The organism is Streptomyces caniferus (assembly GCF_009811555.1).
Lineage (GTDB): Bacteria > Actinomycetota > Actinomycetes > Streptomycetales > Streptomycetaceae > Streptomyces > Streptomyces caniferus.
Genome location: NZ_BLIN01000007.1, coordinates 142,787 through 162,961 on the forward strand (window position 1 = coordinate 142,787; position 20,175 = coordinate 162,961).

General features: G+C 71.7%; 16 protein-coding genes and 1 riboswitch. Of the genes, 9 read left to right on the forward strand and 7 right to left on the reverse strand.

Features of this window, described 5'->3' with window-relative positions; translation table 11 throughout:
• The first annotated feature begins 86 nt into the window (after positions 1-86).
• A complete protein-coding gene (locus Scani_RS38800; RefSeq protein ID WP_159482731.1) occupies positions 87-2,144 on the forward strand; it encodes a phosphocholine-specific phospholipase C in 2,058 nt (685 codons plus the stop codon).
• Positions 2,145-2,273: 129 nt separating this feature from the next.
• Here the strand turns inward: Scani_RS38800 and Scani_RS41530 are convergent, their stop codons facing one another.
• Positions 2,274-2,735 (reverse strand): PucR family transcriptional regulator, encoded by a 462-nt coding sequence (locus Scani_RS41530; protein WP_159482732.1) that lies wholly within the window; start codon positions 2,733-2,735, stop codon positions 2,274-2,276.
• An 888-nt stretch (positions 2,736-3,623) separates the two neighbouring features.
• Between Scani_RS41530 and lysA the strand changes: the two genes are divergently transcribed.
• Positions 3,624-4,955, forward strand: a complete 1,332-nt coding sequence (gene lysA / locus Scani_RS38810) for a diaminopimelate decarboxylase (protein WP_159482733.1) — start codon at positions 3,624-3,626, stop codon at positions 4,953-4,955.
• A 149-nt stretch (positions 4,956-5,104) separates the two neighbouring features.
• Here the strand turns inward: lysA and metE are convergent, their stop codons facing one another.
• Positions 5,105-7,504: a 5-methyltetrahydropteroyltriglutamate--homocysteine S-methyltransferase gene (metE, locus tag Scani_RS38815; RefSeq protein WP_159482734.1), complete on the reverse strand. Its 2,400-nt coding sequence runs from the start codon at positions 7,502-7,504 to the stop codon at positions 5,105-5,107.
• A 171-nt stretch (positions 7,505-7,675) separates the two neighbouring features.
• A riboswitch (cobalamin riboswitch) is annotated at positions 7,676-7,863 on the reverse strand.
• A 165-nt stretch (positions 7,864-8,028) separates the two neighbouring features.
• Between metE and Scani_RS38820 the strand changes: the two genes are divergently transcribed.
• From Scani_RS38820 to Scani_RS38830, 3 genes are all read left to right on the forward strand, one after another.
• Positions 8,029-9,087, forward strand: a complete 1,059-nt coding sequence (locus tag Scani_RS38820; RefSeq protein ID WP_159482735.1) for an aldo/keto reductase — start codon at positions 8,029-8,031, stop codon at positions 9,085-9,087.
• Between the two features lie 183 nt (positions 9,088-9,270).
• A complete protein-coding gene (locus Scani_RS38825) occupies positions 9,271-9,669 on the forward strand; it encodes a cupredoxin domain-containing protein (protein ID WP_159482736.1) in 399 nt (132 codons plus the stop codon).
• Positions 9,670-9,707: 38 nt separating this feature from the next.
• Complete coding sequence (locus Scani_RS38830; protein ID WP_159482737.1) at positions 9,708-10,157, forward strand: hypothetical protein; 450 nt, start codon at positions 9,708-9,710, stop codon at positions 10,155-10,157.
• A 19-nt stretch (positions 10,158-10,176) separates the two neighbouring features.
• On the opposite strand, the gene Scani_RS38835 is transcribed toward Scani_RS38830, so the two are convergent.
• On the reverse strand, positions 10,177-11,358 hold the full coding sequence (locus Scani_RS38835; protein WP_246296514.1) for a L,D-transpeptidase family protein: 1,182 nt from the start codon (positions 11,356-11,358) through the stop codon (positions 10,177-10,179).
• Between the two features lie 581 nt (positions 11,359-11,939).
• On the opposite strand from Scani_RS38835, the gene Scani_RS38840 reads away from it, so the two are divergent.
• On the forward strand, positions 11,940-13,232 hold the full coding sequence (locus Scani_RS38840; protein ID WP_159482738.1) for a streptophobe family protein: 1,293 nt from the start codon (positions 11,940-11,942) through the stop codon (positions 13,230-13,232).
• Positions 13,233-13,265: 33 nt separating this feature from the next.
• Here the strand turns inward: Scani_RS38840 and Scani_RS38845 are convergent, their stop codons facing one another.
• Positions 13,266-13,781 (reverse strand): MarR family winged helix-turn-helix transcriptional regulator, encoded by a 516-nt coding sequence (locus tag Scani_RS38845; RefSeq protein WP_246296515.1) that lies wholly within the window; start codon positions 13,779-13,781, stop codon positions 13,266-13,268.
• 78 nt (positions 13,782-13,859) lie between these two features.
• On the opposite strand from Scani_RS38845, the gene Scani_RS38850 reads away from it, so the two are divergent.
• Both Scani_RS38850 and Scani_RS38855 read left to right on the forward strand, forming a co-directional pair.
• Positions 13,860-14,273: a DUF1398 family protein gene (locus tag Scani_RS38850; RefSeq protein WP_159482739.1), complete on the forward strand. Its 414-nt coding sequence runs from the start codon at positions 13,860-13,862 to the stop codon at positions 14,271-14,273.
• Between the two features lie 542 nt (positions 14,274-14,815).
• Positions 14,816-16,444 carry a nucleobase:cation symporter-2 family protein gene (locus tag Scani_RS38855; RefSeq protein ID WP_159482740.1) on the forward strand — a complete coding sequence of 543 codons (1,629 nt, stop codon included), beginning with the start codon at positions 14,816-14,818 and terminating at the stop codon, positions 16,442-16,444.
• An 82-nt stretch (positions 16,445-16,526) separates the two neighbouring features.
• Here Scani_RS38855 and Scani_RS38860 read toward each other — a convergent pair whose 3' ends face one another.
• Entirely contained in the window at positions 16,527-17,252 is a 726-nt protein-coding gene (locus Scani_RS38860) for a transcriptional regulator (protein WP_246296516.1), read from the reverse strand.
• A 460-nt stretch (positions 17,253-17,712) separates the two neighbouring features.
• Here Scani_RS38860 and Scani_RS38865 point away from each other — a divergent pair, with 460 nt between their 5' ends.
• The gene (locus Scani_RS38865) at positions 17,713-18,438 is read left to right on the forward strand and encodes a Clp protease N-terminal domain-containing protein (RefSeq protein ID WP_159482741.1); all 726 of its coding nucleotides are present in this window, start codon (positions 17,713-17,715) and stop codon (positions 18,436-18,438) included.
• A 148-nt stretch (positions 18,439-18,586) separates the two neighbouring features.
• On the opposite strand, the gene Scani_RS38870 is transcribed toward Scani_RS38865, so the two are convergent.
• Together Scani_RS38870 and Scani_RS38875 are read right to left on the reverse strand one after the other, a co-directional pair.
• Complete coding sequence (locus tag Scani_RS38870) at positions 18,587-19,495, reverse strand: PDR/VanB family oxidoreductase (protein WP_159482742.1); 909 nt, start codon at positions 19,493-19,495, stop codon at positions 18,587-18,589.
• 44 nt (positions 19,496-19,539) lie between these two features.
• Positions 19,540-20,169 (reverse strand): MSMEG_1061 family FMN-dependent PPOX-type flavoprotein, encoded by a 630-nt coding sequence (locus Scani_RS38875; protein ID WP_159482743.1) that lies wholly within the window; start codon positions 20,167-20,169, stop codon positions 19,540-19,542.
• Positions 20,170-20,175 lie beyond the last annotated feature (6 nt).

The following is a 20,175-nucleotide window of genomic DNA, read 5'->3' on the forward strand; positions in this document are numbered from 1 at the left end:
GGTCTCCTCACGACCTTGCACCACCGCACGACATCGCTCCCTGTTTCGCACATACCCCCACACACGACATCGAGGTCCCCCAAGCCATGCCTGAACTGAATCGGCGGCGTTTCCTCCAGATCGCCGGTGCCACCGCGGGTGTCTCGGCCCTGTCGGGCAGCATCGCCCGTGCCGCGGCCATCCCCGCCAAGCGACGCTCCGGCTCCATCGACGACATCGAGCATGTCGTCGTCCTGATGCAGGAGAATCGTTCCTTCGACCACTACTTCGGCTCGATGAAGGGCGTACGCGGCTTCGGCGACCCGCGCCCGCTCATCCTGGAGAACGGGAAGTCCGTCTGGCACCAGCCCGACGGCTCCCAGGACGTCCTGCCCTACCACCCGGACGCCGAGAACCTCGGCATGCAGTTCATCGAGGGGCTGAACCACGACTGGGCGGGCGGCCACAAGGCCTGGAACGACGGCAAGTACGACAGCTGGATCCCGGCCAAGGGCACCGGGACGATGGCCCATCTGACCCGCAAGGACATCCCGTTCCACTACGCGCTCGCCGATGCGTTCACCATCTGCGACTCGTACCACTGCTCGATCATCGGAGCCACCGACCCCAACCGCTACTACATGTTCTCGGGCCACGTCGGCAACGACGGCTCGGGCGGCGGCCCGGTCCTGGGCAACGAGGAGGCGGGATACAGCTGGACGACGTACCCGGAGCGGCTGCAGAAGGCCGGGGTCTCCTGGAAGATCTACCAGGACATCGGTGACGGCCTGGACGCGAACGGCAAGTGGGGCTGGATCGAGGACGCCTACCGCGGCAACTACGGCGACAACTCGCTGCTCTTCTTCAACCAGTACCGCGACGCCAAGCCCGGCGACCCGCTCTACGACAAGGCCCGCACCGGCACCAACGCCAAGCAGGGCGACGGCTACTTCGACCGGCTCAAGGCCGATGTGAAGGCCGACAAGCTCCCGCAGGTCTCCTGGGTCGCCGCCCCCGAGGCCTTCTCCGAGCACCCCAACTGGCCCGCGAACTACGGTGCCTGGTACGTCTCCCAGGTGCTGGACGCGCTCACCTCCAACCCCGAGGTGTGGAGCAAGACCGCCCTGCTCATCACGTACGACGAGAACGACGGCTACTTCGACCACGTCCTCCCGCCGTTCCCGCCGGCCTCCGCCGACCAGGGCAAGTCGACCGTCGACAGCAAGCTCGACAGCTTCGGCGGCAACGCCACCTACTCCGCCGGCCCCTACGGCCTCGGCCAGCGCGTCCCGATGCTCGTCGTCTCGCCCTGGAGCACCGGCGGTTACGTCTGCTCCGAGGTGTTCGACCACACCTCCATCATCCGGTTCCTGGAGCGCCGCTTCGGGGTGCACGAGCCCAACATCTCGCCGTGGCGGCGTGCCATCTGCGGCGACCTGACGTCGGCCTTCGACTTCGGACTGGAGAACACCAAGCCGGCCGCGCTCCCGGCCACCGACGGCTTCCAGCCGCCGGACAACGAGCGGCACGACAGCTATGTGCCGAAGCCGCCGGCCAACCCCGTCCTGCCCAAGCAGGAGCCGGGCTCCCGGCCGTCCCGCCCGCTGCCGTACGCGCCGTTCGTCGACGGGGCCGGCACCCCCTCCACCGGGCGCTACACCCTCACCTTCAGCGGTGGCGACAAGGCCGGCGCCTGCTTCACCGTCACCGGGGGCAACCGCACCGACGGCCCGTGGACGTACACCACGGAGGCCGGCAAGAAGATAGCCGACACCTGGAACACCTCCTACTCCAAGGACGTGTACGACCTGTCGGTCTACGGCCCGAACGGCTTCCTGCGCTCCTTCAAGGGCGACGGCAAGAAGGCCGGTCCCGAGGTGACCGCCCGTCATGACGCGACCGCCGGCCGCCTCGTCCTCACCCTGACCAACCACGGCAGCACCGACTGCCACCTCACGGTCACCAACGCCTACGGCGGGGCGAGCGAGACCTACCCCGTCCGCGCGGGTGCCACCGTCAAGAAGCCGCTCGACCTGCGCGCCAGCAAGCGCTGGTACGACCTGTCGGTCACCTCCGACACGGACAAGTCCTTCCTGCGCCGGTTCGCCGGCCATGTGGAGAACGGTGAGACGGGCGTGAGCGACCCGGCGATCATCACGGGCTGAGCCGGCGGACGACGCACGTCCGGCTCGCCGCATCCAGCACGGGGCACCCGTCCGTCCGGCGGGTGCCCCGTCGCATGTCCCGGGCCGGCCGCGGGCGGGGTCCGCCGACCCACCGGCGGCCACCTGCCGTCAGTCGGTCAGCCGTAGCTGCAGCCAGCACGAGAGCCGCACGTCCGGCTGGTCGAGGTCGATCCCGAACAGCTCACGGGCGCGGCGCAGGCGGTACTTGAGGGTGTTGGGGTGGACGGTCAGCCGCCGCGCGGCCTCGCCGACATTGCCGACCGCGTCCAGCCAGGCCAGGACCGACGCGGCGTAATCCGTGTGGCGGGCCCGGTCGTGCTCCCGCATGGCCTCGATGCCGGGGTGGCGCAGCCGGGGACGGCGCTCCAGCGCGTCGGCGCAGTGCAGCAGCAGGACCCGGGCGTGTACGTCGCCGAGCGCCGCGACGCCGGGAGCGCGGGCATCCTCGGTCGTCACGCGGAGGATGTCGTCCACCTCCGCACGCAGCGCGGGCAGTTCGGCGGGGTCGTCGGCGGGGCGGCTGACGGCGCAGCGCAGCGGTGTCTCCAGGGTGCGGCCGAGCGCGGCCACGGCCTGCTCGGACAGCCGGCGGGCCTCGGCCGGTCCGGCGCGGGGCAGCAGGGGTGTAGACCGTGCGGCCGACGGTGGCCACGGCCGCCTCGCCGTGCACCGCGGCCCAGTGCCGGGCGGCCGCGGCACCCAGCCGGACGGCCGCCGGCCCCGTCCGGTCGGGGCCGGCGGCGGCGGGCGCACAGCCGAGGAGCGTCAGCGGCGAGCGCTCCGGCAGACCGAGCCGGAAGCGGGTCTCCTGGGCGCTGCCGTCGCCCCGCAGCGCCGCCCGCAGGGTGTCCTCGCGGGCCCGCAGCTCCAGTTCGGCCGAGCTGCGGCGGCGCAGCATGTGCAGCGCGGCGAGCCGGGCACCGTCCAGCAGCGCCCGGTCACCGGCCGCGTCGAGCAGGTGCTCCCCCTCGATCGCCCAGATGGTGCCCAGCGGCAGATCGCCCGCGCGAACGGCGGCCGCGGCGCGCGGCAGCTCGTCGGGGGCCAGCACGGGCAGCCGTACGACGCCGGGCGCGCCCAGCACCTCGCGGTACTGGCGCTGCTGCTCGGGCTCGTCGGGCACCCGCCGGTCCAGGATGCCGCGGCGGCGCAGGTCGTCGATCCGCTGGCCCGGCACCGACGAATACGCCAGCACCCGGTGGTCGAGGTCCTCGATGGCCACCGAGCCGCCGATCACCGCGGCCACGGCATTGGCCAGCGCGAACAGCTCCTCGCTGGTGCCGCCGAGGCCGGGCGGGTTCGGCGAATCCGTGAGGTCCACGGTCGGACCCTAGGCGATCGCGCCAACGACGGGGAAGGCGAGGGGCCCCAGCATGGTGTGGAGCCGATCCGGGGCCGGGGCCCGACGGGCGCACCGTGCGCCGCGTACCCCCGGCCCGCCCCAGCAAGGAGCACTCCATGGCCCTCCGGACCGCCGCCGCAGCGTCCGTCCCCCCGTCGTCCGACGCCCTGCTCGGGCTGTTCCCGTCCGGCACCACGACCGCGCCGGACGGCGGGCTGCGCATCGGCGGATGCCATGTGACGGAGCTGGCGGCGCGCCATGGCACCCCCGCGCTGCTCGTCGACGAGGGCGCGCTGCGGGACCGGGCCGGCCGCTACGCCGACGGGCTGGCCGCGCGCCGGCCGGACTCGATGGTGGCCTTCGCCTCCAAGGCCTTCCCGTGCACCGCCGTCTACCGGCTGCTCGCCGAGGAGGGCCTCGGCGTCGACGTCGCCAGCGGCGGCGAACTCGCGCTCGCCCTCGCCGCGGGCACCGACCCGGCCAAGGTCGTCGTGCACGGCAACGCCAAGACGGAGAGCTACCTCCGGGCGGCCGTGGAGGCCGGTGCGGGCCTGATCGTCATCGACAACTTCGACGACATCGACCGGCTGGAACACCTCATGGCCGAGACCCCCGGAGCCGGCCGCCGCGAGCAGGCCGTCCTGGTCCGGGTCACCCCCGACATCCGCCCGGACACCCATGCGGCGGTCGCCACCGGCCAGCGCGGATCGAAGTTCGGCATGCTGCTGCCCGAGGCGCGCGAGGCGATCGCCCGGCTGCGCGCCTGCTCCCGGCTGCGGCTGGACGGACTGCATGTGCACATCGGCTCGCAGATCCTCGACACCGAGCCCTTCGTCCGGGCCGTGGCCGCGGTGGCGGAGCTCGGCCGCTTCCCCGTCTACGACCTCGGCGGCGGGCTGGGGGCGCGCTACACCTACGACGACCGGCCACCCGCGATCGAGGCGTATCTCGACGCGCTGACCGCCGCGGCCGACGCACTGCTGCCGGCCGGCGCCCGGGTCATCATCGAGCCCGGCCGGTCGCTGGTCGCCGAGGCCGGCGTCTCGCTCTACCGCGTGGTGACGGTCAAGCGGTCCGGCGGTGAGACCTTCGTCGCCGTGGACGGCGGGATGGGGGACAACCTCGAAGTCCCGCTGTACGGGCAGCGGTTCGAGGCGACGGTGGCCACCCGGGTGCGCGTTCCCGGGGAAGGGGCGCCCGGCGAACGGTGCCGGGTCGTCGGCCGGCACTGTGAATCCGGCGATGTGCTCAGCGCGGGCGTGTTCCTGCCGGACCCGCGGCCGGGCGATCTGATCGCCGTCCCGGCCACCGGCGCGTACACCTACTCTCTCGCCAACAACTACAACGCGGCCCGCCGTCCGCCGGTCGTCTTCTGCCGCGACGGCCGCTCCCGCCCCGTCGTACGCCGCGAGACCTACGCCGACCTGATGCGCCGCGACCTGCCGTGACCCACCACCCCGGCCCCTCCCGGACCTACCTCATGGGCGCCGGCCGGCCCGCCGTCGCGCTGGTCGTCCAGCGCTGCTGTTCGCGGCTCCGGTGAGCCAACGGGCCGGGGCCGGCACCCCCCACGGGCGCCGGCCCCGGCCCGCCGCCGTCAGGAAGCCGCGCCGGGCAGGCTCTCGCGGACCTCGCGGGCCGCGGCGACCAGGTTCTCCAGGGCGGCCCGCACCTCGGGCCAGCCGCGGGTCTTCAGGCCGCAGTCGGGGTTGACCCACAGCCGCTCGGCCGGAATGGCGTCGAGTCCCTTGCGCAGCAGGGCCGTTGCCTCGTCCACACCCGGTACGCGCGGCGAGTGGATGTCGTAGACACCGGGCCCCACCTCGCGCGGATAGCCGACCGTGGCCAGCTCCGCCGCCGCCTGCATACGGGAGCGGGCCGCTTCCAGGCTGATGACATCGGCGTCGAGGTCATCGATGGCCTGCAGGATGTCGCCGAACTCCGCGTAGCACATATGGGTGTGGATCTGGGTGTCCGGACGGACCCCGGCGGTCGTGAGGCGGAACGCCTCGGTGGCCCAGGCCAGGTACTCCGCCCGCGCCGCGGTCCGCAGCGGCAGCGTCTCGCGCAGCGCGGGTTCGTCGACCTGGATCACCGAACTCCCGGCCGTCTCCAGGTCGTTCACCTCGTCGCGCAGGGCGAGCGCCACCTGGCGCGCGGTCTCGCCCAGCGGCTGGTCGTCGCGGACGAAGGACCAGGCGAGCATGGTGACCGGACCGGTGAGCATGCCCTTGACCGGCCGGTCGGTGAGCGACTGGGCGTACGTCGTCCAGCGGACCGTCATCGGCTCGGGGCGGGAGATGTCCCCGGCCAGGACCGGCGGGCGGACATAGCGGGTGCCGTACGACTGGACCCAGCCGTGCTGGGTGGCGAGGTAGCCGGTGAGCCGCTCGGCGAAGTACTGGACCATGTCGTTGCGTTCCGGCTCGCCGTGCACCAGCACATCGATACCGGCCTTCTCCTGGAAGGCCAGGACCTCCCGGATCTCGGCCGCGATGCGCTCCTCGTACCCGGCGGTGCCGATCCGCCCGGCCCGCAGATCGGCACGGGCGGTGCGCAGTTCGGCGGTCTGCGGGAACGAGCCGATGGTGGTGGTCGGCAGCAGCGGCAGCCCGAGGTGCGCGCGCTGGGCGGCGGCCCGCTCGGCGTACGGCTGCGAACGGCGGCCGTCGGCGTCGGTGACGGCCGCGGCGCGGGCGCGCACCGCCGGATCATGGGTGAGCGCCGACCCGGCCCGGGACGCCAGGTCCGCACGGTTGGCGGCGAGTTCGGCCGCGATGGCGCCGGTGCCCTGCGCCAGACCGCGCGCCAGCGTCACGATCTCCGCGGTCTTCTGCCGGGCGAAGGCCAGCCAGCGGGCGATCTGCGGGTCGATGTCGCGCTCGACGGCGGCGTCCAGCGGGACGTGCAGCAGCGAGCAGGAGGACGACACATCGACCCGGCCGGCCAGGCCGAGGAGCGTCCCCAGGGTGGCCAGCGACTTCTCGAGGGGGTTGATCCATACGTTCCGGCCGTCGACGACACCGGCGACCAGCCGCTTGCCGGGCAGGCCGCCGACCGCCGCCAGGTCCTCGAGATTGCCCGCCGCGGCGCCGGTGAAGTCCAGCGCCAGGCCTTCGACGGGGGTCTTGGCCAGCACCGGCAGCGCCTCGCCCAGCCGGTCGAAGTACGAGGCGACCAGCAGCCGGGGGCGGTCGGGGAGCGCGCCGAGGTCGCGGTAGGCGCGGGCCGCGGCGTTCAGGACGGCGGGGGAGCGGTCCTGCACCAGGGCCGGCTCGTCCAGCTGCACCCAGTCGGCACCGGCCGCCCTGAGGTCGCCGAGCACCTCGGCGTAGACGGGCAGCAGCCGGTCGAGCAGCGTCAGCGGATCGAAACCGGCCGCGACACCGGGCGCCGGCTTGGCGAGCAGCAGATAGGTGACCGGTCCGACGAGGACCGGACGGGCCGCCAGACCGAGACCGAGCGCCTCCGTCAGCTCGGCGACCTGCTGGGCGGAGTCCGCGGCGAAGACCGTGTCGGGCCCCAACTCCGGCACCAGATAGTGGTAGTTGGTGTCGAACCACTTGGTCATCTCCAGCGGCGCCACGTCCTGGGTGCCGCGGGCCATCGCGAAGTACCCGTCAAGGGGGCATCCCCTGCGCATGGGGGTCCCCCCGCTCGAACGAAGTTGAGAGTGGGGGAGAAGCCGAGAGCTTGGGGAACGGTCGGCGGCCATCGCCTCGCGGTGCCGGGCGGGGATCGCGCCGACCATCACGCTGGTGTCCAGGACGTGGTCGTAGTACGAGAAGTCGCCGGTCGGCACCTCGTGGACACCGGCCTCGGCGAGCTGTTGCCACCGGGCGCGGCGCAGTTCGGCGGCGGTGGCGCGGAGGGCGTCGGCGTCGACCCGGCCTTTCCAGTAGCCCTCGATGGCCTTCTTCAGTTCACGGTTCGGCCCCTGACGGGGGTAGCCGTGCACGGTGGCGCGCGCTGCCGCGGCTGCGGACGTGCTGGTCACGGAACTCTCCTTCGCGAGTATGTCTCCATGGACCCCGGGACGGGTCGAGGGCGCGAAGGAACGGCAAACCGGACGGATCCCGGCGCATACGAGCCGGAGGTACCCGTCCGATGTCCGCCGACCCGCCCTCGAGGTCACCGAGATCTCCCCGCGCACCGGTCGCACGGGGGCACTGGCAGGTCTTCGGACTCGTGGGCACATCCGCCAAGGGCGGACATCTACTGGCCGTCGCTTCCCAGACCCGGCCGGGCCCAGTGCGTATGACGGCGGTCGTTCCCACTCACCGCTGCGGGGCAGTCCCGGATTCCCACCGGGTTCCCTCTTGCGACGCGCCTGCCTGGCGGACAGGGCGAACCAGTTGCTGCGGCCACCCTAGGCCATGGCGTCAACGCCCCGCCCCGCTCGTGCCCCCCCGGCGGGCCCGGATCCGGACACCGCCGCCGGGCCGCGCCTTGTGCTGGAGTGCGCTCCAGCTCCTAGCGTGAGCGCACCACCGGAGAGCTGCGCTGAACGAAGGGAACCACGTGCGCTACACACTGTTCGGCAGGACCGGCCTGCGGGTGAGCGAGCTGAGCCTGGGCGCCATGACCATCGGCGACGACTGGGGCTGGGGCGCGGACAAGGACACCAGCGGCCGGATCCTGGACGCCTACGCGGACGCGGGCGGCAACTTCGTCGACACCGCCAACAACTACACCGACGGCGCCTCGGAGCGGATTCTGGGCGAACTGCTCGAAGGCCGCCGGGACAGCTTCGTCCTGGCGACGAAGTACACCTGCGCGACCCGCAAGGGCGAGGTGAACGCGGCGGGCAACCACCGCAAGAACCTGGTCCGGTCGGTGGAGGAGAGCCTGGACCGGCTGCGCACCGACCACCTCGACGTGCTGTGGGTGCACGCACGGGACAACTTCACGCCCGTGGAGGAGGTGATGCGCGCGCTCGACGACGTGGTGCGCTCGGGCAAGGTGCTCTACATCGGGGTGTCCGACTGGCCGGCCTGGGAGATCGCCCAGGCCAACACCCTCGCCGAGCTGCGCGGCTGGACCGCGTTCGCGGGCTCGCAACTGCGCTACAACCTGCTGGAGCGGACACCGGAGCGCGAACTGCTCCCGCAGGCCCGCGCCTTCGACCTCGCCGTGCTGGCCTGGGCGCCGCTCGCGGCCGGCCGGCTCACCGGCAAGTACCGCCGCGGTGAGCGGGGCCGGAGCGACATCGTGGGCGAGGAGAACCAGCGCGACCACAACGCGGAGGAGACCGTCACCGCGGTGCTGGAGATCGCCGAGCAGGGCGGCTGGAGCCCGGCGCAGGTGGCGCTGGCATGGCTGCGCGGCCGGCCCGGCAACATCATCCCGATCATCGCCGCCACCAAGGAGAGCCAGCTCCTCGACAACCTCGGCGCGGTGGACGTCACGCTGGACGCCGACGCACAGGAGCGGCTCGACCGGTGCAGCGCGGTCCCCCTGGGCTTCCCGCACGACTTCCTGCGGGAGCCGGGCATCACCGAGACCGTCTACGGCGACCGCTGGGACCGGATCGAGGACCGGCGCTCCACCTACCGCCGTACGGCGACCGACATCCGCTGACCGGCACGGCCCCGCCGCGTACGGAACGGCCCCGGCCCCAGCCGGCCGTCGACCCTGTCGCCCGCCCGCCCGCTACGCCGAACGCCGCCGCCCGGATGGCCGGGCGGCGGCGTCTGCGGTCTATTGAGCTGTGTATGGCCCCGACGGGGCCGGACCGGCCGGACCGAAGGAGACGGACGCCCGATGAAGAAGATCGCCAGGACGGCTGTCGCCGCGGCCACCGTCGCCCTGTTCGCCGCGGGCGTCGGCGACTGCTCGAACCCCGGCGGCGGGGCCGCCCCGTCACGGTCCCGGACCCCCACCGCACGGACCGGCACCGCCGTACCGGCCGGCACGCACCTCACCATCAAGGACTTCACGTTCCGGCCTGCCGACCTGTCCGTACGGCCCGGCAGCACGGTCACCGTCGTCAACGAGGACTCCACCACGCACACCGTGACGGCCACCGGCACCAAGCTCTTCGACACCGGCGGCATCAAGCCGGGCCGGACCACCACCTTCAGGGCGCCAGGACGGGCCGGCCGCTACACCTACACCTGCACCATCCACCCGTACATGAAGGCCACGCTCACCGTCCGCTGACCCGGCCACCGCCGCGCACCGAGAGGCTTGGAGGAGCCGTGGCACCAGACACCTCCGTACCGCGGCGCGGGCGGTCCGGCCGGATCGCCCGCGGTGTCGCACGGCTGCTGGCGGCGGCCGGTCTGGCCCTGGACGCCTACGTCCACGCCCGGCTCGCCGGCCGGTACGACGAGGTCACGGCGACCATCAGCCAGGGCATGCTCTTCCGGATCGAGGCCGCACTGGCCGCGCTCGCCGCCCTGCTGGTGCTGGTCTGGCGCCGCCCGGCCGCCGACACCTTCGCCTGGCTCGTCGCCACGGGCGGCCTCGCGCTGCTGCTCCTGTACACCTACGTGGACAGCGGCGCACCGGGACCGCTGCCCGACATGTACGAACCGGACTGGAGCGCCGACAAACGGCTCGCGGCCCTGGCCCAGGCCGTCGCCGTCCTGGCCACCGTCTTCCTGCTGCTCACCCGCACCCGTGGCCCCCGCAGGGACCTCAGATGACCGGCCGGGCCGCCCGGGATCAGTGCTGCAGCGCGCTGCGCTGCTGCCACTGCTGCCAGCTCTCCTGCCAGACCTCCAGGCCGTTGCCGACGTCGGTCTTGTTGGTGTTGGAGGTGCCCTTCACCTCGACCGTGGAGCCGATCGGCAGGAAGTCGTAGATTTTCTTGGCGTCCGAGGTGGACATGCCGAAGCAGCCGTGGCTGTTGTTGACCACGCCGAGCGACTTGTTCCACGGGGCGGAGTGCAGGAAGGTCCCGGACGCGGTGAGGTGGGTGACCCACTTGGAGTCCAGCATCCACTCGCTGCCGTGGCCGATGGTGGCGGAGTCCATGGTCTCGGCCGCGTTCTTGCTGCGTACGGTGTGCACCCCGCCGCGGGTCGGGTCCTGCGGGGAGCCCGCGGAGCCGGTGATGGTGCCGACGCTCTTGCCGTTCTCGTACATGGTCAGCGTGTGCGAGGGCACATCGATGACGGCCTTGTGGTCGGCGCCGATGCGGAAGCCGAAGTTGTAGTCCCGGGCGAACCAGCCGCCGTCGTCACCGGAGTTGATCCCGGACAGCGCGCCCTTGACGGAGACCTTGGTGCCGGAGGGCCAGTAGTCCTTGGGGCGCCAGTCGATCCGGTCCTTGCCGGAGTAGTCCTTGACCCAGCCCCACGCGCCCGTGACGTTCGGCTGGGTGGTGACCTTCAGCGCCTTCTCGATCTCCGCGCGCCGGTCCTTCGCCACGGGGCGGTCGAAGAGGATCGATATCGGCATTCCGGTGCCCACGGTCTGGCCGCCGCCGGGGGTGTTGGTGAGCTTGTTGACCTTGCCGGCCCGCTCCGTGGTGAATTTCGAGGTGGCCGTGGACTCCGCGCCCTGCGTCGACTTCGTCTTGGTCCGCACGGTGTAGGTGGTCTGCGGCTTGACCTTGCCGTCCGACTTCCATGACACACCGTCACCGGTGAGCTTCCCGGTGACCGTACCGCCCTTGTCGTCCTCGACGTCGACCGAGGTGAGCTTGCCACCGTCGGCCCGTACGGATATCTGCGAGCCGAGCTTGGCCGAGGTGGTGCCGGCGGCCGGGGTGACGGTCACCTTCGCGGCGGGCTGGTCCGCCTTCGACCCGTCGGCACCCGGGCCGCATGCGCACAACAGCGTGCCCGCCGCTATCAGAGCGGGTATCAACCGGGCGGGGTGGCGGCGTGATCCGGCGTACACGGGGTCCCTCCAAAACAGAACAGCTGACGGTGGCGGCGCACGGCCCTGTGAGGAGGCAACCGTCAAGGGCTTCTCATGCACCCGCCGCATAGCCAGAGGGTCTGTGTGCTCCGCGGGTTGTCCGGAGTGCCCGATCAATAGGACACATTTCGATATCGGACCGGCGGCGGAGCGCGCGAGGGGCGCCGCGAGGGACGGGCAGCACGGGGTCGTGCGAGGCTCGGAGGGCGAGCCGGAGAGCGGGCCCGACGGCCCCCGTCGAGCGGCTGTCGGGCGGCGGTGGAGACGTCACGGGCACCTCGTCCGACGCGTATGGGCCATCCGGCGACGCGAATTTTGCCCGCTCTCGTCAAGGCTGAGGCCCTTTCGCGCCCGGGGGAGACGGCGTCCGCAAGCGGGGCGGCGCGCCGGTGCTTACGGTGGTGCGTGCATGCCGCGCATGCCGGAGACGTCTCGGAATCGGCGTGGTGCGGTCCCCGTGCCGGCTCCGTGCAGGGGAGCGCATGTCGGCCAAGGTGTCCTTCAAAGTGTCCTTCCAGACGGATCGTTGGTACGCGGTCCCGTGACCGGCAGGAGAGAGCGTGAGCCAGATGCGAGGCCCCGCGCCGGCCGGTTCGCCGGGTCCGGTCCGCCGCCGCGGCGTACCGCCCGCCGTCCGGGCCTGGGCCGAAGCGCTCGGTGCGGCGGTGGCGGGCATCGTCACCATGATCGTGGTGGCCGCGCTCGGCTTGTGGGCGGCGGGCGCGGCGGACCTGCCCGGCGGGGCGTTCCCCTCCGTGGTCGCGGCCACCGTGCTGGTCGCGGCCGGTGGCACGGTCGGTCTCTCCGGCGACATCGGCGGCCTCGCGCAGGCCGGTGCCACCCTGGACGTCGTACCGCTGTCGGTCACGCTCGCCGGAGCGCTGGTCACCGCCACCCTCTTCCTGCTGCCGCTGCGCCACCGCGCGGTGGCCGCCACCTCGGAGCTGGTCGCCCGGATCGCCCGAACGGCGGTGTGCTGGCTGGTGCTTCTGCTGCTGCTCACGTTCGCCGCCCGGCACAGCTTCCGGGTCTCCGTGGGCAACGACCTCGCCGATCAGCTCGGCGCCGAGCTGGGCGCCACCCCCACCGTCGGTTTCCGCGCCGATGTGCCCGCGACGCTCGGGGCGGGGCTGCTGTGGATCCTGGCGCTGCTCGTGCTGGCCTTCCTGGTCTCGCGCCGGGCCCCGCTCTCCCCCCGGCTGCTGCGCTTCCAGGACTCCGTCCGGCCGCCCGCCTTCGCGATGCTGCTGACGCTGCTCTGCTACGTCGTGATCGGGCTGGTGATCGGCATCGTCGAACTCCTCACCAAGGACCACCCGGCCGAGACCTTCGCCGCCCTGTTCCTCGGCCTGCCGAACCTCGCCTGGATGGCGCTGGGCATCGGCACCGGCGGAGCCTGGGTGGGGCATGTCGACAAGGCCATCGGACTGCCCCTGCCGCACCTCCTCGACCAGATCCTCCGCACGCACGGGAAGCGGACCCTCGACCTCGGCTCGCTGACCGAGCACGACGGCCGGGCCTGGCTCCTGGTGGCGGTGGCGGCCGTGGTGCTGCTGGTCGCGGCCTTCACCGCGGCGGTCCGCTCCCCGGCCCGGCGGCCGGCCTGGCGGCACGCCGTCGAGATGGCCGTGGCGCTGGCCCTCACCCTGCTCGCCGTCGGCCTGCTCACCCGCATCTCCGCCCGCTACGGGCTCTCCCTGATGGGCCTCGGCGACCTCGGCGGCCAGATCACCCTGGAGCCGCAACTCCTCCGGCTGGTGGGCGTCGGCCTGGCCTGGGGGCTGGTCACCGGCTTCCTCGGCAGCCTGCCGGCGCGACGCGTACGCCACCCGGGCGAGGTGCAGGAGCCGTAGCGGAGGCCGGTGCCGGGTGCGCCGGCCCGGCATTCACTCCGACTCCTCCCCGTCCTTCGCTCTCTCGCCCTTCTGACCGGCTGCGTAGTCCCGTACCTCCTCGGTGAGGCGTTGCAGGAGGGTGCGGGCGGCGGCGAGATCGCCCTCGGGGAGCTTCGCCGTGATGACCCTGTGGGCCGCCTCGGCGCGCGCCGTGATCCTGCGCAGTGTGGTGCGCCCTTCGGAGGTCAGGGCCAGCAGCGGGGACGTGCGGTGGTCCGGGTTGGGCACGAACTCCGCCAGGCGCGCACCGGTCAGGCCGTTGGCCACGCGCTGGACCCCCTGCCGGGCGGTGCCGAGACGACGGGCCGCCTGCGACACCGTGAGCGCCTCCTCCGACACCGCGCTCATCAACTGCCAGCGGGCCTGGGTCTGTCCCTCGGCCGCGGCGAAGGCCTCGCCCGTACGGCGCAGGGCCCCCGCGGCCTCGAACACATCCGCCACCAGCAGAGCCATCTCGTCGGCCATGTTCCCGTTCTCCTCACTGACGACCTGGGACATTGGCATCATGTTGTCATCTTGGCAGTCCGTTGTCATGGTGACCGTGGCCCGGCCCGGGCCGGAACCCCCTCGCTCCCGGAGGAACTCATGAGCACCACCACCGACACCGTTGCCGCCGCTCTTGAGCGCGGCGCCTCCCTCCGCCCCGAGACGGGCGGCTTCCCCTACCTCGCCGAGGCCCTCCGCCAGGCCGGCGTCACCCGGTACCACCACACGGTGAGCTCGGCCACCAACCTGTTCCTGACCGGCACCGGCCCCGTCATCGACCAGGCCGCGCCGCTCTGCGACGGGATGACGGACGTCGCCCCGTTCGACCCCGAGGCCGTCGTCGCCGCTCTCCGTACCGACCAGGCGGGCAAAAGCGCCTACCACGAGTTCACACAAGCACTCTGGGCGGCGGGCGTCGTCGACTGCACCGTCGACCTGACCGAGCGGAACTGCACCTACCGCGGCGCGACGGGCGAGGCGTACGTCGAGAACTACCCCCACGTCGGCATCTAGCCGTCGTCTCCCGTCGCCTCCCGCTGCGTGTGAGTGCGCAGGTGGGTGTGCAGGTGCCGGTAGGCGGGTGCCCGGGCCTCCGCCGTGAATTCGGATATGGCTGAGCGACCGGATGTGCCCACCGCGCCGGAACTCGTCATCGAGTCCGACGGCAGCACCCAGGTGATGAGCCCCGGCCGCGTCCACCAGGCCCGTCGGCGCTCTCGTCGCCGAGGTGGGCAAACCCCTTCCCAAAATGGGATTTCGGGCCATGATCCGCTTTTATGCGAGCGAATGCGACCGGTTACTCGCGAGAAACGGTGCAGGTCAACTAAGGTGAACGCTCCGATTAGTCCACATGTAAATTCCATGGAAATGCCGGAATTTACCGCGCTGGTCGAAGGAAGTCCTACCGAACCAGGACGCAAGTGCAGCGCAGGGCTACGTGGTGTCGGCAACACCGCTCAACGTCGGCTTTGTAAGACCCAGCCGGCCCGTCCGTCATCCGAACGCGACGGTGCCGGTTCCTTCTTATTCACCTACCTCGCGAAGGCAAGGCAGAGATGGCACGAGTCTCCCGACAAAACCCCCAGCAGGTCTCCGGCCGGCAGACCCACCCCGTCGACGAGGTGCTCCCCGTCGGCAAGCTCACCCTCTACGGTTTCCAGCACGTTCTCGCCTTCTATGCGGGAGCGGTGATCGTCCCGATCGTCCTCGGGAACGCCCTGGGTCTCTCCCATGAGGAGCTCGTCTATCTGATCAACGCGGACCTGCTGACCTGCGGTGTCGCCTCGATCATCCAAGCCCTCGGCGTCTGGAAGATCGGTGCCAGGCTGCCGCTGGTGCAGGGGGTCACCTTCACTGCCGTCTCGCCGATGATCGCGATCGGCATGGGGGCGGGCGGCGGGACCGCCGGACTGCTCGTCGTCTACGGCGCGGTGATCACCGCGGGCATAGCGACCTTCCTGTTCGCACCGTTCTTCAGCAAGCTGGTGAAGTACTTCCCGCCGGTCGTCATCGGTACCGTCCTCACCATCATCGGCCTCACCCTCATCCCGCAGGGCCTCCAGGACGCGGCCGGCGGTGCGAAGTTGATCGGGCACCCCGGATACGGCGATCTCAAGAACCTCGGATACGCGCTGGGCACCCTGCTCTTCATCCTGCTCGTGGTCCGGCTGGGGAAGCCGTTCCTGAGCAGCCTCGCCGTGCTGCTCGGCCTGGTCGCCGGCACCGCGGTCGCCTGGCTCCTCGGCGACGTGGACTTCGGTCCGGTGAACAACGCCGACTGGTTCGGTGTCAGCACGCCGTTCCACTACGGCATGCCGAAGTTCGAGCTGTTCCCGATCATCGCCATGGTCGTCGTCATGCTGATCACCATGGTGGAGACCACCGGAGACGTCTACGCCATCGGGGAGATCACCCGGAAGAAGGTCGACAACGCCACCGTCGCCAACGCCCTGCGCGCGGACGGCGTCGCGACCGTTCTCGGCGGCCTGTTCAACTCCTTCCCGTACGTGGCCTTCGCCGAGAACATCGGCCTGGTGCGGATGTCGAAGATCATGAGCCGGTACGTGGTGGTCGCGGCCGGCGGCTTCATGATCGTGCTGGGGCTGCTGCCGAAGGCCGGCAGCGTGGTGGCGGCGATTCCGCACCCGGTGCTCGGCGGCGCCGCGATCGCGATGTTCGGCATGGTCGCCGCGGTCGGCATCCAGATCCTGGGCAAGGTGGATCTGCGCGAGGAGCGCAACGCCCTGATCCTGGCGGTCAGCCTCGCCGCGGCGCTGCTGCCCAACGCCGTCGCGCCGTTCTTCGACCGGATGCCGGAGGACGTCCGCGCCGTCCTCGACAGCGGCATCACCCTGGGCAGCCTGACCGCCGTCCTGCTGAACCTCTTCTTCAACGTCTTCACCCGCCGCAGCACGATGGAGATCGACTGGGACGAGATCGAGGACGACGAGCCGGCCGAGGCGCAGGGCCCGCCGGCCGCGCACGAGCCGGCCGGCGCGCACGGTCCGGCGGCCCCGTTCGCCCCGCAGGGCGCGCCCGCACAGCAGGGCTTCTACGAGCCTCAGGGCCCGCACACGCAGCAGGGCCTCTACGGCCAGCAGGGCCCGCACACCCCGCCGGGCCCGTCCGGGCCGCAGGGGCCGCAGAGCCCGCAGGGCCCGCCCTGGGGCGCCTCCGGACACTGAGCCTCAACGAGCAGCGGGCGGGGAGGGAACCTGATCCAGGTTCCCTCCCCGCCCGCTTCCGTCGGTCCCTCGCCCGCTCCCGTCAGTGGGTCGCCACGGAGTTGAACGGCGGTGCCTCGCCCGCATCCCCGATCAGGTCCCAGAAGTGGTCGACCAGCCGGCGCAGATACGCCGAGCGCTCGGCGGCGACCTCCTTCAGCCGGGAGTCGTCGTTCCGTGCCACCACATGCCCCATGTAGCGCTCGGAGAACTCCGCGAACTCCCCGTGCATCGTGCGCAGGGCATCGCTCACCCGGGTCTTGTTCAGCGTGGTGATCTCGCTGATCCGCCCCACATGCCCCTTCCAGCGCCCGTCGATGGCCGACCGCAGATGCCCGGCCAGCTCGTCGTTGTGGCCCATCACCCCGATCAGCTTGCGCAGCGACAGCCCCAGCGCCTCCACCAGCGCCTTGGTCTGCCGGTAGTCGCCGTTCCACTGCTGCGCCGACTCGGCCGCCCAGTACACGGCCGGGTCCATGCCGATCAGCTGCGCCAGCCGCTCCACGCTCAACTGGCGGGCCATCCGGTGCTCGGCCAGGGTCCGGGGCTCGACGCCCATCAGCACGGTCGGCGGGCACCACAGCACATCGGCCAGGACGAACAGCTGCGACTCGGACGGTGCCTGGGTGCCGTACTCCCAGGCCTCGATCAGTTCGGGACGGACCGGCGCGCCGCACGCCGTCATGGACTGGGCGACCTGAGCCGTGCTCAGGCCCACCCGGGCCCGCGCGGATCTGGCCTCTGCGGGGGAAAAGGGAGTGCTGTACACGTACGGGACACCTCGCTGCACCCGGCGAACGAGGGGTGCCTGGGGGGAGCGGACATGGAGGAACATCCAGGAGCGGGCAGATTAACAGATGGTCGATAGGTACGAATCTCCAGTTCCCCTTGGAGTCGAAGGCGTTCAGGGGCCGCGGAGGCGGATGCGCGGGAGATGTGCGCTATCTGTCCGATTTCACGCATCAACTCGCTTACTGGGTATAGCCGAAGCCTCGCCCCTTACCGGGCGGTAGTGATCCCCTGGGCCGCCCGGACCGCGGGACGTGATCAGAGCGTTACGGATGAAGGCGGGGCGGCGCGGTCGGCGTCACAGCTGGAGGTATTACCAGGCTCCGGAGTGCGGTGCCGGACCGCCATGGCCGCGATGTGGCGCTCTGGCGCAATCCGGGCCCCATTCAGGCGTCAACCGCGGGTTGACGCTCCTCCGACTGTCAACCTAGGGTTGCCTCATGGTGGAACCGACTCAGATGAACAATCCCGTCCGCCTCGACGACCTCATCGAGGCCATCAAGAAGGTGCACGGCGACGCCCTCGACCAGCTCCAGAGCGCCGTCGTCGCCGCCGACCATCTCGGCGAAGTGGCCGACCATCTCATCGGCCACTTCGTCGACCAGGCCCGCCGCTCCGGTGCCTCGTGGACCGAGATCGGCAAGTCCATGGGCGTCACACGACAGGCCGCCCAGAAGCGGTTCGTGACGAAGGACGAGCCGGCGCCCGACACGAGCCAGGACTTCGGCAGGTTCACCCCCCGGGCCAGGAGCGTCGTCGTCGCGTCCCAGAACAAGGCCCGCGAGGGCGGTCACCCGCAGATCGGCACGGGGCATCTCGTGCTCGGCCTGCTCGACGACCCGCAGGGGCTGGCCGCACGGGTGCTCGTGGCCCAGGGCGTATCCCTGGACACGGTCAAGGAGGCCGTGGTGTTGCCGGAGCCCTCCGGTGAGCCCATGCCCGCCCTCGTGCCCTTCGACGCCCACGCGAAGAAGGCCCTTGAGCTCACCTTCCGTGAGGCGCTGCGACTGGGCCACAACTACGTAGGTACGGAGCATCTGTTGCTGGCGCTGCTGGAGGAGGAGAACGGGGAAGGCGTGCTCAGCGGGCTCGGCCTCGACAAGGCGACCACCGAGGAGCACGTGTCGGCCGCCCTGGTGGCGATCCGGGAGAAGCTCCAGGAGTAGCAGTGGCGCACCGGCCCGCCCGTACCCGACGGGCGGGCCTTCACCGCAACGACGTCGCCCGTTCTTAGGGTCACCGTGGGCCGTGCTCCTCGCCCCAGGACAATCGGGCGACGCCCACGGATGATTCCCGTTCTCGACCGCATGCGCGTCAGAGGTCCAGGACGAGGCGCGGGGTCAGGGAGCGGGAGACACAGGCGTACATCCGGCCCTTCGGGGCGCCGATGTCGTCGCGGTGCTCGGGTCGGCCGTCGAGGACGGTGAGTTCGCAGCTTCCGCAGAGGCCTTCGCGGCATCCCGACGGGAGGGGGTGCCCGGCGTGTGCCAGGGCGTCGAGCAGCGTCTTGTCGGCCGGCACCCGGACCGTACGCGCCGACCGCGCGCACACCGCCTCGAACTCCGTGTCGGGGCCGAACGTCTTGGGCGCCGGGCGGAACCGTTCCACGCGCAGCCGTTCGGCCGGGAACGCGGCCTCCGCCGCGGCCAGCATCGAGGCGGGGCCGCAGCAGTAGACCAGCGTGCCGGGAGCCATCCCCGCTGCCAGGGCCGCGAGGTCCGGCCTGCCCTGCTCCGCGGTGGCGACGATCCGGACTTGCTCTCCGTACGCGGCCCGCAGCTCGCCGGCGAACGGCATGGTCGCGGCCGAGCGCCCCACGTACACGAGGGAGGCCGGGACGCCCGACCCGGCCGCCGCGCGCAGCATCGGCAGGACGGCGGTGATCCCGATGCCGCCCGCGAGGAAGAGGTAGGCGGGCGCGGGAACGAGCGGGAAGTGGTTGCGGGGGAGGGACACCTCCAGGGTGCGGCCCCGGCGCAGGAAACGGTGGACGTATTCCGAGCCGCCCCTGCTGAGGCGCTCGTGGCGTACGGCGATGCGGTAGGACTCCCGGTCGGCCGGGTCTCCGCACAGCGAGTACTGCCGGGTGAGCCAGTTCGGCAGTGCCAGGTCGATGTGGGCTCCGGGCTCCCAGGGTGCGAGCGGCCCTGTGGTGCCGCGCAGGCGGAGGGTGACGGTGTCTTCGGCGATGGGTTCGATGCGGTCGACGACGGTTTGCTGCATGGATAGTCCTAGGGGAAGTCCTGGGGCAGGCCCGGTCGTTGCGGTCAGTAGAGCTTGCGGTAGACCTCTTCGAGGGCGGCGTCGATGTCGGCCGGGGCGGTGTCGAGGCCGAACTGGGCCGCGGTCACCTCGCCGGGCGACGGGATCTCGTCGGCGAGGGCCTGGCTGGCGGGGTCCCACAGCCGGGAGCGGAGGAGCGCGCGCCCGCAGTGGAAGTACGCCTCGGCGACGTCCACCACGAGCGCGAGCTCCGGCTCGCGCGCCTCGGTCCGCATCCGGGCGAGCACGTCGGGCTCGTCGGTGGGGTAGGCGCGGCCGTTGACGCGAAGAATCTCGGGCAGCCCGGGGATCAGGAAGGCCAGCCCTATCCCGTCGTTCTCGGCGAGGTTGCGGAAGGAGTCGGCGAGCTTGTTGCCGGGCCGGTCGGGGATGGCGAGCGTGTGCGCGTCCAGGACTTTCACGAACCCCGGATAGTCGCCACGGGGCGAGCAGTCGGCGCGGCCCGCCGCGTCCGCCGTGGCCATCGTCAGGAAGGGGGAGTGGGCGATGAAGCGGTGGAAGTGCTCGTCTATACAGCCGAGGATCTTGGCTCTGATCCTCTCCTCGGGTTCGCCGAGCCGGGCACGGACATCGGCGGGCGAGACCCGCCGGGGGCGTGTGCTGGTCTGCGTCACGCGGGG

Bases quoted from the DNA above. Each gene is read 5' to 3' on its own strand.
- Scani_RS38845 (WP_246296515.1), bottom strand. From the start codon at position 13,781: ATGATGCCAATGTCCCAGGTCGTCAGTGAGGAGAACGGGAACATGGCC.
- Scani_RS38870 (WP_159482742.1), bottom strand. From the start codon at position 19,495: ATGCAGCAAACCGTCGTCGACCGCATCGAACCCATCGCCGAAGACACC.
- Scani_RS38825 (WP_159482736.1), top strand. From the start codon at position 9,271: ATGAAGAAGATCGCCAGGACGGCTGTCGCCGCGGCCACCGTCGCCCTG.
- Scani_RS38800 (WP_159482731.1), top strand. From the start codon at position 87: ATGCCTGAACTGAATCGGCGGCGTTTCCTCCAGATCGCCGGTGCCACC.
- lysA (WP_159482733.1), top strand. From the start codon at position 3,624: ATGGCCCTCCGGACCGCCGCCGCAGCGTCCGTCCCCCCGTCGTCCGAC.
- Scani_RS38850 (WP_159482739.1), top strand. From the start codon at position 13,860: ATGAGCACCACCACCGACACCGTTGCCGCCGCTCTTGAGCGCGGCGCC.
- Scani_RS38855 (WP_159482740.1), top strand. From the start codon at position 14,816: ATGGCACGAGTCTCCCGACAAAACCCCCAGCAGGTCTCCGGCCGGCAG.
- Scani_RS38865 (WP_159482741.1), top strand. From the start codon at position 17,713: ATGGTGGAACCGACTCAGATGAACAATCCCGTCCGCCTCGACGACCTC.